The organism is Cellulomonas sp. McL0606, assembly GCF_058248365.1.
In genome coordinates, this window is record NZ_CM177779.1 from 1,134,375 (window position 1) to 1,147,522 (window position 13,148).

At 68.4% G+C, this 13,148-nt stretch carries 13 protein-coding genes and 1 other RNA gene; 9 read left to right on the forward strand and 5 right to left on the reverse strand.

Features of this window, described 5'->3' with window-relative positions; genetic code table 11:
- Positions 1–39: 39 nt before the first annotated feature.
- Complete coding sequence (locus AC38ZX_RS05720; protein WP_491296652.1) at positions 40–1,095, forward strand: ATP-dependent DNA ligase; 1,056 nt, start codon at positions 40–42, stop codon at positions 1,093–1,095.
- Here the strand turns inward: AC38ZX_RS05720 and AC38ZX_RS05725 are convergent.
- Complete coding sequence (locus AC38ZX_RS05725; RefSeq protein WP_491296653.1) at positions 1,062–1,712, reverse strand: TetR/AcrR family transcriptional regulator; 651 nt, start codon at positions 1,710–1,712, stop codon at positions 1,062–1,064. The two genes, AC38ZX_RS05720 and AC38ZX_RS05725, sit on opposite strands and share 34 nt — an antisense overlap.
- A 129-nt stretch (positions 1,713–1,841) precedes the next feature.
- Here AC38ZX_RS05725 and AC38ZX_RS05730 point away from each other — a divergent pair, with 129 nt between their 5' ends.
- From AC38ZX_RS05730 to ssrA, 3 genes are all read left to right on the forward strand, one after another.
- Entirely contained in the window at positions 1,842–2,384 is a 543-nt protein-coding gene (locus AC38ZX_RS05730; protein WP_491297310.1) for a TIGR03086 family metal-binding protein, read from the forward strand.
- A gap of 104 nt (positions 2,385–2,488) precedes the next feature.
- Positions 2,489–3,700 (forward strand): S1C family serine protease, encoded by a 1,212-nt coding sequence (locus tag AC38ZX_RS05735; RefSeq protein ID WP_491296654.1) that lies wholly within the window; start codon positions 2,489–2,491, stop codon positions 3,698–3,700.
- Between the two features lie 101 nt (positions 3,701–3,801).
- Positions 3,802–4,169, forward strand: a transfer-messenger RNA (tmRNA) gene (gene ssrA / locus AC38ZX_RS05740).
- Positions 4,170–4,388: 219 nt separating this feature from the next.
- Here the strand turns inward: ssrA and AC38ZX_RS05745 are convergent.
- Positions 4,389–4,829, reverse strand: coding sequence for a hypothetical protein (locus AC38ZX_RS05745; protein ID WP_426594919.1), 441 nt, complete (start codon positions 4,827–4,829; stop codon positions 4,389–4,391).
- 275 nt (positions 4,830–5,104) lie between these two features.
- Positions 5,105–5,785 (reverse strand): TetR/AcrR family transcriptional regulator, encoded by a 681-nt coding sequence (locus tag AC38ZX_RS05750; RefSeq protein ID WP_491296655.1) that lies wholly within the window; start codon positions 5,783–5,785, stop codon positions 5,105–5,107.
- Between AC38ZX_RS05750 and AC38ZX_RS05755 the strand changes: the two genes are divergently transcribed.
- Positions 5,769–6,080 carry an antibiotic biosynthesis monooxygenase family protein gene (locus AC38ZX_RS05755; protein WP_426594922.1) on the forward strand — a complete coding sequence of 104 codons (312 nt, stop codon included), beginning with the start codon at positions 5,769–5,771 and terminating at the stop codon, positions 6,078–6,080. The genes AC38ZX_RS05750 and AC38ZX_RS05755 overlap by 17 nt on opposite strands.
- A gap of 342 nt (positions 6,081–6,422) precedes the next feature.
- Here the strand turns inward: AC38ZX_RS05755 and AC38ZX_RS05760 are convergent, their stop codons facing one another.
- The gene (locus tag AC38ZX_RS05760) at positions 6,423–7,283 is read right to left on the reverse strand and encodes a TIGR03118 family protein (protein WP_491296656.1); all 861 of its coding nucleotides are present in this window, start codon (positions 7,281–7,283) and stop codon (positions 6,423–6,425) included.
- Positions 7,284–7,805: 522 nt separating this feature from the next.
- A complete protein-coding gene (locus AC38ZX_RS05765; RefSeq protein ID WP_491296657.1) occupies positions 7,806–8,303 on the reverse strand; it encodes a hypothetical protein in 498 nt (165 codons plus the stop codon).
- Positions 8,304–8,781: 478 nt separating this feature from the next.
- On the opposite strand from AC38ZX_RS05765, the gene AC38ZX_RS05770 reads away from it, so the two are divergent.
- The 4 genes from AC38ZX_RS05770 (at position 8,782) to AC38ZX_RS05785 (ending at position 13,128) form a co-directional block, all read left to right on the forward strand.
- Positions 8,782–10,662 carry a Z1 domain-containing protein gene (locus AC38ZX_RS05770; protein ID WP_491296658.1) on the forward strand — a complete coding sequence of 627 codons (1,881 nt, stop codon included), beginning with the start codon at positions 8,782–8,784 and terminating at the stop codon, positions 10,660–10,662.
- A gap of 218 nt (positions 10,663–10,880) precedes the next feature.
- Positions 10,881–11,972, forward strand: a complete 1,092-nt coding sequence (locus AC38ZX_RS05775) for a hypothetical protein (protein WP_491296659.1) — start codon at positions 10,881–10,883, stop codon at positions 11,970–11,972.
- Positions 11,965–12,780 carry a hypothetical protein gene (locus AC38ZX_RS05780; protein WP_491296660.1) on the forward strand — a complete coding sequence of 272 codons (816 nt, stop codon included), beginning with the start codon at positions 11,965–11,967 and terminating at the stop codon, positions 12,778–12,780. The genes AC38ZX_RS05775 and AC38ZX_RS05780 overlap by 8 nt, the downstream gene beginning before the upstream one ends.
- Before the next feature lie 39 nt (positions 12,781–12,819).
- On the forward strand, positions 12,820–13,128 hold the full coding sequence (locus tag AC38ZX_RS05785) for a hypothetical protein (RefSeq protein WP_491296661.1): 309 nt from the start codon (positions 12,820–12,822) through the stop codon (positions 13,126–13,128).
- Positions 13,129–13,148 lie beyond the last annotated feature (20 nt).

Sequence of the window (13,148 nt, forward strand, 5' to 3'; positions counted from 1 at the left end):
CGGCTGCGGACGGCCCGCCGGCGCGTCACACTAGCGCGCATGGTGCTACCCGTCGTGCCCCCGGTCGACCCCATGCTTGCCAAGTCGGTTCCGACGATTCCCGCCGGCAAGCTGTACGAGCCGAAGTGGGACGGCTTCCGCGCGATCGTGTTCCGCGACGGCGACTCCGTGGAGATCGGCTCGCGCAACACCAAGCCGATGCAGCGGTACTTCCCGGAGGTCGTCGCCGCGGTCCTGGAGCACCTGCCGGAACGGTGCGTCGTCGACGGCGAGATCATCGTGCCGTCGTCGTCGCACACCGGGCTGGACTTCGAGGCGCTGCTCCAGCGGGTGCACCCGGCGGAGTCGCGGGTGCGTCTGCTCTCCGTCGAGACCCCTGCCCGGCTCGTGCTCTTCGATCTGCTCGCTCTTGACGACGAGGACCTGACGTCGCTTCCCTTCTCTGCGCGCCGAGCGCGGCTGGAGGGCATCGTGCGCGGGGACGGACCGGTCTCGGTGACCGCCCAGACGTCCGACCTCGCCGTGGCCGAGCGGTGGTTCTCGCAGTTCGAGGGTGCCGGGCTCGACGGGATCGTCGCCAAGGACCCTGCGTCCCTGTATCAGCCGGGCAAGCGGACGATGCAGAAGATCAAGCATGAGAGGACCGCCGACTGCGTGGTGGCGGGGTACCGGCCGCACGCGTCCGGGCCTGATGCTCTCGGGTCGCTGCTGCTGGGGTTGTACACGGCGGACGGCGTGCTCGCGTCCGTCGGGGTGGCGGCGTCGTTCCCGATGGCGCGGCGTCGGTCGTTGGTCACCGAGCTCGCGCCGCTGGTGACCACCCTGGACGGCCATCCCTGGAACTACGCCGCCGAGGGGCGGACGCCGCGCGAGGCCGAGGGCAGCCGCTGGTCGCGCGGCAAGGACCTGTCGTTCGTGCCGCTCGAGCCGTCGCTGGTGGTGGAGGTGGCCTACGACCACCTGGAGGGCGACCGCTTCCGCCACACCACCCAGTTCCGTCGCTGGCGCCCGGACCGCGACCCGTCGTCGTGCACCTATGCCCAGCTCGAGGAGCCGGTCAGCTACGACCTGGCGGACGTGCTGTCGGCGGGCTGACGCGGCACCCATCGGGCACCGAGCTCGCCGGCCGTCGGGGCGTCCTCCGGGAGCGTCGTCGCGGACGGCCTCAGGCCCTCGAGCTGGATCTCGACGTAGCGGCGACGCAGCGCGGCGGTGCGGTCGGCGTCGCCGAGCCGGATCGCGGTGAGCTGCTCCCAGATCATCGCGAGGTCCTGCGGGTCGAGGTCCTTCCTGACGGTGCCCGCGTCCTGGGCGGTGCCGAGGATCTGCTCGGCCAGCCGCCCGGACGCGGCCGCGAGGTCGCGGTGCTCGTCGGTGGGCACGAACCGGCCGGCCAGGTTGACGGTCAGCCCGTGCACGTCGGCGGCGACGATCCTGCGGACGAAGGTCGCGAACGCCTCCCACGGGTCGTCGAGGGCCTGCGCCGCGTGCGCGATCGCGAGGTACTCCTGCAGCCCGTCGAGGCAGAGCTGGGCGAGCAGGGCCTCCTTGCTGGGGTAGCGCCGGTAGAACGCGCTGATGCCCACGCCGGCGGCCTGCGCGACGGTGGACACGGGGGCGGTGGGGTCGGCGGTCAGCACCGCCCGGGCGGCCTCGAGGATCGTGACGTCGTTGCGCGCGGCCTGCCCGCGTCGTCCGCTGAGCGCTTCCATGTCGACGACCCTATCACTTGAACGGAACGTACCGTTCCGCTAGTCTGGTCTCAGACGGAAGGAAGCATTCCGTTCCCGACCTGGAGGTCTTCCCATGGCTTCGACGTCCTCGATCGCGCCCACGCCGCCCTGCGGGCCACGACCGCCGGCCTGACCCCGGCCGACCTGACCCGCCCGACGCCCTGCGAGCAGTGGGACGTGGCCCAGGTGCTGCAGCACGCGGCGGGCGACCAGCGCGCGTACGCGTTCTTCCTGACGGGTTCCGACGGACCGACGGCTGACCCGTTCGCGCCCGACGGCGTGCTCGACGCGACGCCGCTCGAGCTCGTCGGCCCCGCCATCGACGCGAGCTCGCGCGCCTATGCCGCCGTGGACCCCGACGGCACGGCCGCGACCCCGCTCCCGCAGGGCGTCCTGCCCGCCGCCACCGCCGCCGGCGCCGCCGCCCTCGACGCGGCCGTGCACGCCTGGGACATCGCGATGGCCGTCGGCCAGGACTCGCCGCTCGACGACGACCTCGCCGCCCTGATCCTGCCGACGGCGCGAGCCCTCGTCGAGCCGCTGCGTCAGTGGGGTGCGTACGCCGCCGAGGTCCCGGCGTCCTCGTCCGCGGAAGGCGCCGCCGCGGAGCTGCTCCGCTACCTCGGCCGCGACCCGCACTGGACTGCCTGACTTCCACAGGTTTCTCTCGGGCAAGGCCCAGGGGCCTTTCGGGTGAACGCGGTTCTGTAGTCCTAGCAGCCACCACCGAGGTGGCGATCCGGGAGGTCAGGACCATGGACGAGAACACCAGCACCGCAGAACCGACAGCTTCTGCCTCGACCGGGCTTCGTCGTCACCGGCTGCTCCTGGGTCTGGCCGGCGGCACCCTCGTGCTCGGCCTCGCCGCCGGCGCGGGCACTGCCTACGCGCTCGACGGCCGCACGGCGACGCCCGCCACCGCCTCCGGGACGTCCGTCCAGGGCGCGTCCTTCTTCCCGCCGGGGTTCGGGTACTCGGACCAGGGCGGCTCGGGCTCGGGCTCCGGTTCCGGTTCCGGTTCCGGTTCCGGTTCCGCGCAGGGTTACGCGGGCCAGGGCGGCTCCTCCGCCGACGCCCAGACCCCCGCCGTCGCGGCGTCGTCCGACCAGACGGTCGGCATGGTCACCATCGACACCGAGGAGCTACCAGGGCGCGGCCGCCGCCGGCACCGGCATGATCCTGTCGTCCGACGGCCTGATCCTCACCAACAACCACGTGGTCGCGGGCTCGACGTCCATCCAGGTTACCGACGAGTCGACGGGCCAAACTACACGGCCAAGGTCGTCGGCACCGACGCCACCCACGACGTCGCCCTCCTGCAGCTCCAGGGCGCCAGCGGCCTGACGCCGGTGACCCTCGACAAGGACAACGGCGTGACCACGGGCGACACCGTCACGGCGATCGGCAACGCCGCGGGTACCGGGGACCTGGTCGCTGCCGCGGGCTCCGTGCTGGCCACCGACCAGAGCATGACCGCGACCGACGAGTCCGGCTCGTCCCCGGAGACGCTCAACGGCCTCATCGAGTTCTCGGCGGCCGTCGTCGCCGGCGACTCCGGCGGTGCGCTGATCGACTCCCAGGGCGAGGTGGTCGGCATGACGACCGCGGCCTCCACCAGCCAGTCGTCGACCGTGACGGCCTTCGCCATCGACATCTCCGACGCCCTGGCCATCGTCATCCACATCGAGCAGGGCTCGACCGCAAACGGCATCGTCCAGGGCTACCCGGCGTTCCTGGGTGTGTCCCTGACCGGCGACGGCACGGCCACGCTCCAGGGCGTGGTCGACGGGACGCCCGCCGCCCAGGCCGGCCTGGCCGCCGGCGACACGATCACCTCGGTGGGCGGCAAGGCGGTCTCGCTTCCGACGAGCTGTCCGCGGCGATCGCCGCCTACCAGCCCGGCGACAAGGTGGCGTTCGCGTGGACCAGCGTCGACGGCTCGGCGCACTCCGCGACCGTCACACTGATCCAGGGCCCGGCCGCCTGACGCGGGTATCTGCACGACCTGGAGGCGGCAGGGCACTAGACTGGGCTCTGTCGCCTTCGGGCGGTCTTGATAACTGAACATGGGGGTGATCGGTTTCGACGGTGATCGTCGAACCAGGAGAAGCGGGTCGAGGACGCACGGTTATCTCGTCAACGCTCCGTGCAAAACCATAGGTGCCGATTCCAACCGCACCGACTTCGCCCTCGCCGCCTGAGCGAGCCCCGAAGTCCGTTGGCCTGAGTACGCTCTCGACTCAGTAACCAGCGTCATCTAGAGAGCCACTGCTGGAAATCCTCGTCGGTGGGATTTCCGGGACTTTTAGCCGACTGAGCCCGTCCACGTACATGCCTGTGTGAGCGTGGGGGCCGAGAAAATCACAGCAGGCTGCACCCGGAGAATCCCTGGTACTGCGTCACCGGACGCGGGTTCGATTCCCGCCACCTCCACTATTCGCAATGCTGTGACCTGCGTAGATGCGCGCGATAGACGCGCCAATGGTTGACGCTGTCAACGGTCCGCGTCAACATCGCAGGTCGGCGACGTGGTCGACCTGCGTGCCACGGCTGGCCGCCGGGCGGCGGGCACGTGGTGACCAATGGCCACCGCTGGTCCCACCGCACGAGGGCGGATTCGGCACTCCCGTATCGCGCGGCCGCAGGTGCGCCTCGTCAGGTGCCTTCGTCGAGCAGCAATGAGGCGACTGCTCCAGGGTCCTCGCGCATCGCGTTGTGGCGGGTGGGCAGGTCGTGGACCCGCCAGGCGGGGTCCGCCGCGAGTCGGGTGCGCAGGTCCGTGAACGGTGTGCCGTCCCACCCTGAGCAGTAGACGAAGTCGCGCCGGGCGATGTGGCCGACCGCTCCGGTGAGGCGGACCGTCTGCAGGAGCGAGGCGAGGGGGTGGGGGCGGCGCCGAGGATCGCCCCCGTCGGGCTGGCGGAACGGGGGATCGACCGCATAGCCGCAAGATGCGGAACCGCTGACGAACGCCTGCCGGTAGTCCTCGGTCGTCGAGGACCAGCACGACTCGCCGTCGCGCGGGACGTAGGCGTCAAGGTGGACCAGGCGCGAGACCCGGCCGGCGGCGCGGTCCGCGGCCGCCGCGATGACCATCCCGGCATAGCTGTGCCCGACCAGCGTCGCATCGCTGATTTGAGCCCGGTCGAAAGCTGCAGCACGTCGGTGGCGTGCGTGTCGAGGTCGGCACCACGCCGGGCCGGTACAGGGCAGAGGACCGGCACCGGATCGGCGCTCCAGAGCAGCGCGAGGATTGACTGCTGCAGTGCGTGGGCAATTGCACCCAGGCTGCTTACTGGCGAACCCGGCACGCCGGACGTCAGTGCCGTGGGGCCCCGGCCGGCGCGACTGTCGCCCCGAGCCGGCGGGGACTATGCGGGGGCGTGATACCGATCTTGTGTGCTGCCGCCTACGGCGCGCCAGACCAGAGTGGCTGCGCGGGTGGGCCACTCGGCGGGCGGTGGTGACCCGGCGAGCGCGCGGGCGTACCACGAACCGGTGCACAAGGTGACGGCGACCTCGAGGTCGGCGGTCGGGTCGATCTGGCCGAGCTGTCGTGCCCGCTCGAGGATCGCAGCGATGCGGGCGCGGCGAGGGGCGATGACGTGACCTCGGTACCGGACGAGCGCTTCGGGTGCCGTGCTGTCTTGGAGCATGGTGCCGACCAGGGACAGTCGTCCTGGCCGGGAGACGGCCTGCTGGAAGTTGACCAGCTCGGCGATCAGATCAGCGAGCGGGTCCTGCGACATGACGGTGTCGGGATCCTCGCCTGTTTCGCTGAGGGCCGCCGCCGCGAGGCTGGCTTTGGTCGGCCAGCGCCGGTACAGCGCCTGCCGGGTGGTGCGCGCCTCCTGGGCGACCGCGGCAACCGACATCGCTTCGTAGCCGTGGCGGGACAGGTGGCGGTTGGCCACGGCCAGGATGCGGGCGTCGATCTCCGGGTCGCGAACTCGACCGTGGCGCTGCGGACTGGCGGTAGTCTCTGACACTCCAATACAGTATCGTATTGTTGAAGCAGAACGAGGGAGGCTCGCCGTGGTCGTGGAGTACATCCGTTACGTCGTGCCGCCTGTGCAGGCCGATGAGTTCGAGCGTGCGTATCGTCGGGCCGGGCGGGTGCTGGACGCTGATCCGCACTGCGCGCGGTGGGAGATGGCGCGGGGCGTGGAGGAGCCGGAGCACTTCATCGTGCGGATCGAGTGGGACTCGGTCGACGGCCACGAGCAGGGCTTCCGCACGAGCCCGGCGTTCGGGGAGTTCTTCGCCGCCGTCCGGCCGTTCTTCGCGGCAATCCAGGAGATGAAGCACTACCAGCTGCGGCCGACAGTCGGCACCGATGGCCACTGACCCGAGGGCACCCCGCACGCCTGCCGTGAAGCGTTCGTCGCGCGTCGCGCGCGCGACGAACGCTTTCAGCCGCTGCGGGGCCGCCGAGCTCGGCGTCACCGCCCGTGGTGGTGCTACGGGGCGGCCCTCAGCAGGCCGAGCAGGCCGTGCTCCTCGCCGCCCGGTCCGGCACTGAACCACACGGAGTCGGTTCCGCCGGCCACGACGTCACCGACCATCAGTCCCCAGAGGCCCTCGATCGTCAGGGGCCGACCGTCGGTGCCCCGCAGGGTGCCCCGCGGGTGCCCGCTCGGCAGGTCGAAGGCGTGGATGCGACCGTCACCGAAGTTGCCGATCAGCAGGTCACCGGCAAAGCTTGCCGAACGACGCCGGTGCGACCGCTAGCCCCCACGGCGAGTCGAGCGCACCGCGAGTGGCGAAGCGCTGCAGGAACCGGCCGGCGTCGGAGTAGACGTCGACGAACCCGTGGCCCTGGCCGCGGACGTCGTCCTTGCCGACCGCGTCCTGCTTCGCGTACGTCACGAAGACCTTGCCGTTGATCTCGGCGACGTTGAACGGTGCGTAGCCCTGGGGCAGGAACCGGTCGTGGAACATCCCCGGTGCCGTCGGAACGGGCGCGAACGACCCGTCGAACACGTCGATCCGGTTGGCGTGGAAGTTGGCGGCGAGCAGGAGCGGCCCGGAGGAAGCGTGCACCAGCGCGAGGCCCTTGTAGATCGCACCGTCGACGTGCCCGACGGCGATGGCGGACGCTCCGCCGTTCCATGCGGACAGGTCGCCGTCCTCACCGATGAAGATGAACCGCGCCGGCTGACCGGTCCCGGGCACGACGAACGAGGTCGTGTCGTTGAAGACCTGTCCGGTCGGCGCGCCGCCGGGGATGGCGACGCTGAGCGCCTTCGTCACGGGGCTGCCCGCGACGTCGGTCCGGTAGACCGTCGTCACGTCGGACCCGTTGTCCGAGACCCACACAGGAGTGTTGGTCCCCCGGGAGAGTCCCCACGGGTTCACGAGCTCGGGGTCGGTGGTGGCCGCGACTCCGGGAAGGTCGGCGACGAGGTTCACCTGCTGGAAGGCGGCCTGGTGCCCGCCGTGGTGGTGGTCGTGGTCGTGGTTGTCGTCGTTCGCGGCCGCGGGGCCCGCGATGGCCAGCACGAGGACCGCCGAGAGTGAAGCTCCGATGAAGGTCGATCTGGCAGACATGAATTACGCCTCCTCGATCCGGGGCCGGCATCGGCGCACAGCCCTCCCTTCGGACACGAGGCAGCACCCCTTCGGGTTCATCGTCGGCGGCGCTCAACAGATGAACGTCGTTTCGGCGACGGCGTGGGACACTCGCTTGGTGGGTCGGACGCCGCAGGGATCCCGGCACCCGACCCGGAGGGCCGCCCGCCCCTTGGCGGCAAGCAAATCAAGCCTCGTGTTGACCACGTCAACGGATCAGCTCGAATCGGGTCGGGATCGACGGATCCGCGATCGCGGACCCGCAGATCAGACGTTCGTCATCGTCCGCCGGCACTCGCCGTATCGCCTTCGATTCCCGCCACCTCCACTACCGCCATGCCTCTGACCAGCGTAAATAAGCGAGATCGAGGCACTAATGGTTGACGCCGTCAACGATGCCGTCCCCACCGAAGGTGTGTTAGCGCCCGGGCGGAGGGCGACCGCGGGTTCGCTAGTCAGGGTTTGGCGCCGATCTGACATCGTCCGGCACCCGAGTGTTTCTCAGCGGAGGTATCGCTGTAGCGCTTCGACCAATTGAGCCAGCGCTTCCTCCGGGACGCGTGGCAACCCTTCGGAGTAACGCGACGTAACGATCTTCTTGTTGATCGGTAAGCCCTGCTGGGCGAGGCGGAGGGCGTCGATGACCGTGCGCAGGCGCGCCTCACGTATCGCGAAGAACCCCGAGGTCGACTGGAACCAGTTGAGGTTGTCGATGTTGACGTGAGCGATCGACCGGGAGGATGGAGCGAGCGCGCTCCAGCATGCCTCCGTGACTTCTCGCAGATGGGTGGCGACCGGAGCGTCCCGATAGATCTCCCAGGAGATCGCCTGGACTGTCTGCTGAACGATGCTTCCCTCACGGTCCGTTAGCTTCGCGATCTGGCCAGGGAGCCACGCTAGGTTCGGTACGAATGAGTTCAGGGCGGCGATCCGGCTGGCCAGTGCGTTCGTGCCGACGACCGTGCGCCACACGTGCGCGGCGACAAACTCGGTTCCCATGCGGGCGCCGGTCGTTCTCCTGGTGCGCGGGCCGACGACCCGTAGGGATCGCGGCAGGCTCTTGATGAGTGAGTTGTCATCGCGAAGGTACCCGCGATCGTCGGGGCTGCCCCATGCCTCCGGGCGCCGCTGAGCCCTATTTGGCCAACAATTCGGGTCCCGAACGACAAATGGAAGTAGGACGGGCCAGGCCTCGTAAACGTCGAGGGGCAACCAGATGCCCATGGTTTCAATCAGGAGCTGTGGGACCGCCGCGAAGGCTTCGTCGTCGTCTCCCAATACATGCTGAAAGAAATCGTACAGAAGGTCGTCTCCGTGGACTTTTCGGTCGACTATCTTAGGCATGTACCCAGTACAGCGCACGCGCTCCGGAGGAAGCCTGAGGGAGGACGGCTTTTGTCCCGAGCGCACGTCGGGGGCAAGCAGTCAGACCGCGCGGCGACTCATGATGTGCCCGTCCGTTGTCGATAGCCTTACCGTGCGCCTGACCGGCGTCGGGACATCGGGAGAGGTAGTGCCTGAACGGGACCGTATTGAGGCCGCCCTTCGCATGCGTGGCGTGCTCGAGTCGGACCGTGACAACATCTGGCGCTCGGTCGACCAGATCCTGGCGCACGGACTGGTGGCATCGGGGTCGAGTGGCGCGACTGGGCTAGCGCTCGGCTACGTTCAGTCTGGCAAGACTACGGCGATCACTGCGCTCGTCGCGGCGGCAGCGGATGCCGGGTACAGGGTGGTGATCGCGCTCCTCGGTTCGACGAACCTCCTGCTCGAACAGAACAGCTCGCGGTTGCACGGATCGCTTGGGTTCGGTGAGCGTGAGGACTACTTCTGGGTTTCGATGACCAATCCTTCCGGCAACGCAAAAGCGGCGGAACTCAGTGATTGGCTGGGCCGCGGGCGCACCGTTCTCGTCCCCTTGTTGAAACACGCCGGCCGCATCGATGCGCTCGCGCAGGTCTTGGCCGCGGCTGGGATCGCGTCGCCAGTACTGGTCGTCGACGACGAGGCGGACCAGGCGAGCTTGAACACTCAGGTCGCCAGCTCGAGTCAGAGCACGACGTACGAGGCGATCAGCAAACTCCGTAACGCGGTGCCCAACCACCTGTACGTCCAGTTCACCGCAACTCCGTACGCTCCGCTCCTACTTGAGCCGGATGACCACCTCCGCCCCGACTTCGTCGAGATGCTCAGCCCGGGAATCGGCTACACGGGTGGCCGCGAGTTCTTTGTCGACAATGCGGACACCGTTATCCGTCCGATTCCGACCCTCGATGAGCAGCCGGCCAAGGCCGCGCCGACACAGTTGCCGCAATCGCTGGTGTCCGCGTTCGCCAACTTCGTCGGCGGCACCGCGATCCTCCTCGGCCGTGACCCCTCGGCGGCGCCGGTCTCGATGCTGATTCACTCGACCCAGCGGAACGCGATCCAAGAGCGATACCACTTCCTGCTTCAGCGCCTCGTTCGCCGATGGGTCCAGGATCTCGCCGAGGTCGCTGTCGTCGCTGATCTGCCGAAAGAAATCGGAGAGGAGCGAGACCGCCTCGTCCTGGCGGGCGCCACAGACCTGCCTGACGATGCGTTCATCGAGCAAGTGCGCTACGTGCTTAGCGAGACGACCCTCTGGCTGGTGAACTCGGCGAGCGACGTGAAGAAGATCGACTGGCGGGTTGCGCCGGTGCACGTGCTAGTTGGCGGCAACAAACTCGATCGTGGCTTCACTGTGGAGGGCCTGACGGTCACGTACATGAATCGCCCACCGAGTACGCAGGTGGACACGCTCGAGCAACGGGCGCGCGCCTACGGTTACCGCGGCGACCTCTTGCCGTACTGCCAGTTCTTTGCCACTCCTCGAACGCTGCGCCTGCTTCGCGAGATCGTCGACACGGAGTACGACCTGCGCGCGAGGCTTGAGGACTGGATAGCGAGCGGCCAGGACGTGGGGGAGTGGGCCGCCGAAATAGGTCTCCTTCTTCCCGCAGGGGCCAAGCCCACACGACAGTCGGTTCTCACGTCGTTGATCAGCTTTAATGCTCGGCCCGGCTGGCACCAGCCCGCCGACCCTCGGTCGTCGACACCGACATTGGCGCGAACCTTCGCCTCGTTCGGGAACTCGGATTGTTCGAGGCTCCGTTTGCCGACTACGGACGTCTCTCGCACCGTTCGATCGAGGTCTCGCTGCAGGAGGCTGCGGACGTTCTCGGGCGCTGGTCCGGCTCCCCGATCGGCGCTAGCCCGGGGTGGCGACCCGACGACTCCGGGATCTTGTACGACGTCAACCCGAGTCGCACGGGCCAGTCCTGGTCGCCCTGATGGAGCACCCCGAAGGTGGCCCCCGATTACGCGACTGGGACCGTGAGACCGGCTTCATCAACTTGATGCAGGGATCCGATCCCCGCCAGCGGGACGGAGTGCCGTGGTACCCGGGCGACCGCAGCGTCGGCGGCGCACAGATCGACTCGTCTCGAGTCGTGCTCCAGGTTCACCGGGTTCGTTCCACGCAGTCCGGAGCCACACCCGACCTGCTCACACTCGCCGTCCACGCGGGCGATCGACAAGTTACAAGGAAGGGCTGACATGGAGTCCATTGCCGACATCCGGTCGAAAGGAGAGGCGCGGAAGGTTGCGCTTCAGGACCTGAGACTGGACGCTCACAACCCGCGGATGGCGCAAGGCGACCAGGGTGCCGCGCAGGACGACCTTGCAGTCAGCCTTGAACTGGGATTCGAAGCGATCACGGTCGCGGAGTCGATCGCATCGCACGGATTCTTCGGCAGCGAACCGCTGATCGTGATTGCTGCCGACGAACCGAGCGCTTGGACCGTCGTCGAGGGCAACCGCCGACTCACGGCTCTGCTAGGGCTGGCGAATGCCGACCTGCGAGCCCAGTTCGCGGGGCGAAAGCAGTGGGACGCGTTGGCGGAGCAGGCCCGGGTGAAAATGGGCGACCTGATCCCCGTCGTCGTCCTCGCCGATCGCGCCGAGGCCACGCCGATCATCGGGTTCCGTCACATCTCTGGAATCTTGCAGTGGGAGCCATACGCACAGGCGCGCTATATCGCTCGTCTCGTCGACGAGGACGAGATGAGCTTCAAGGACGTCGCCGAAATGATCGGCATCGACCGGACTCGCGTCGGCAACCTCTACCGCGATCAGGCGATCGTTGACCAGGCTCAGCGCCTCGGAATCGAGACCGGTCACATCGAGCGTGCGTTCTCACTTATGACGGTCGCTATGAGCACCACGAGACTACGGACCCACATCGGAGCCGATCTGGGCACCAAGACGGTCCCGGGCACCGACCCGATCGCAGCGGAGAAGGAGCCGAAGCTCAGGGAACTGATCACCTGGATCTACGGCGACGGCGAGATCGAGCCGAAGATCGGCGAGTCCCGCGACATCAGTAAGCTGGGCAATGTCGTCGCGGCCGGCGCCGGCCTTGCTGCGCTGCGTCGAGGTGAGTCGCTCGAGGTCGCGATCCAGACGGTCAAGGACGCAGAGGCCGATCCGCGAGGGCGCCTCATGCTCCGGCTCAGGACCGGCAAGAACTCGCTAGCAGCCGCACTCGAGGACCTTCCCGACTTCGTCACGGACGCCGAAGTTCGCGACCTCGTCGACGAGGTCAAGAGTGCGACCGACGCGGTCCTGGCGGCCTTCGAAGATGTCTGAGGCATACGCGCCGTCGCCGAGAGCCGACAAGGTCGCAGATTGGCTTGAGGTGACGGTGATCAGGGAGGATCGCGGGCTTGGAGCGGCCCCGCTGCACGCCCTCGCCGAGGGTGCCGGTGTCCGCGACGCCGACGTCGACCTGGGTCGGCACACGATGGCGCGCCGCGCCGCCCTGCTCGGTGGCGCATACCCCTTCAGGACGGGGTCCGGTATCGCCGCTCTCCCTGACGCCGCGTCCTACGCCTGGACGTCGATGCTCCTCATGAGTGCCGAGTCGCCGGTCCGGTCTGAGGTCCAGCTGTCGCAGGCCGCGCTCATCCACGAGCAGATCACGGTCGCCGCACTTCGCCGGCTCTACGGCGCCGGCACGCACGCTCTGCGCTTTGGGTGGCCGTCGGACGTTGGACGGCCACGCGAGTTCTCCGACGCTGTCAGATGGCTGGCGTCCGAACTGGGCGTACCGGTCGGGAGCGCCTACAGGCCGCCATACTCGAAAGACGGAGGCGTCGACGTCGTCGCGTGGCTGCCGTTTCCGGACGGCCGATCGGGATTCCCCGTGACCCTCGTTCAGTGCACCGTCGAGCGCGACTATGTGCACAAGGCCCGCGACGTTGACGTCCGCGTGTGGGCGGGGTGGCTTCGCCTAGATGTCGATCCGACGACCGCGCTCGCAATCCCCGAAGTGGTTGCTGCGGGTGTCGCGTGGAGCGCGCTCGCCGCTCGCACGGTGGTTCTCGACCGGATCCGGCTCGCAGCTTCTCTTGGGCGTCGAAACGAAGACGGACGAGACGCTGGCAGGCGTCCGTGACTGGACGACACTAACGATCGACAGGTTGAGGGGCGCACGATGACGATCGACGTCAGTTGGCCGAGGCCGGGGCGCAAGGACGAGATCGTGGTCGAGATCGCTCGATTGATCGGCGTTCCGGCCCCCCCGATGTCCACCGGGTCGACAGAGCCGAAGCTGATCTTCGAGCTCGTGAACACGCGGCTCGGCCTTCAGATCGACGCGAAGGCAGACAAGCCTCAACTTGCGCGCGGCATCGTCGAAGCAGATGGTGGTCGATGGCTACCGACCTACGAATCACGCGGGGCGACCGTGACCAAGGACGGGCTTCTGGCCGTGCTCGAGGCTGTGGAGAACCTCACCAGGTGATACCGGGAGCGATCCCTCAG

Coding starts and splice junctions, on each gene's coding strand:
- AC38ZX_RS05720 (WP_491296652.1), top strand. CDS start 40: ATGGTGCTACCCGTCGTGCCCCCGGTCGACCCCATGCTTGCCAAGTCG.
- AC38ZX_RS05725 (WP_491296653.1), bottom strand. CDS start 1,712: ATGGAAGCGCTCAGCGGACGACGCGGGCAGGCCGCGCGCAACGACGTC.
- AC38ZX_RS05735 (WP_491296654.1), top strand. CDS start 2,489: ATGGACGAGAACACCAGCACCGCAGAACCGACAGCTTCTGCCTCGACC.
- AC38ZX_RS05745 (WP_426594919.1), bottom strand. CDS start 4,829: ATGGTCATCGCGGCGGCCGCGGACCGCGCCGCCGGCCGGGTCTCGCGC.
- AC38ZX_RS05750 (WP_491296655.1), bottom strand. CDS start 5,785: ATGTACTCCACGACCACGGCGAGCCTCCCTCGTTCTGCTTCAACAATA.
- AC38ZX_RS05760 (WP_491296656.1), bottom strand. CDS start 7,283: ATGTCTGCCAGATCGACCTTCATCGGAGCTTCACTCTCGGCGGTCCTC.
- AC38ZX_RS05765 (WP_491296657.1), bottom strand. CDS start 8,303: ATGGGAACCGAGTTTGTCGCCGCGCACGTGTGGCGCACGGTCGTCGGC.
- AC38ZX_RS05775 (WP_491296659.1), top strand. CDS start 10,881: ATGGAGTCCATTGCCGACATCCGGTCGAAAGGAGAGGCGCGGAAGGTT.
- AC38ZX_RS05780 (WP_491296660.1), top strand. CDS start 11,965: ATGTCTGAGGCATACGCGCCGTCGCCGAGAGCCGACAAGGTCGCAGAT.
- AC38ZX_RS05785 (WP_491296661.1), top strand. CDS start 12,820: ATGACGATCGACGTCAGTTGGCCGAGGCCGGGGCGCAAGGACGAGATC.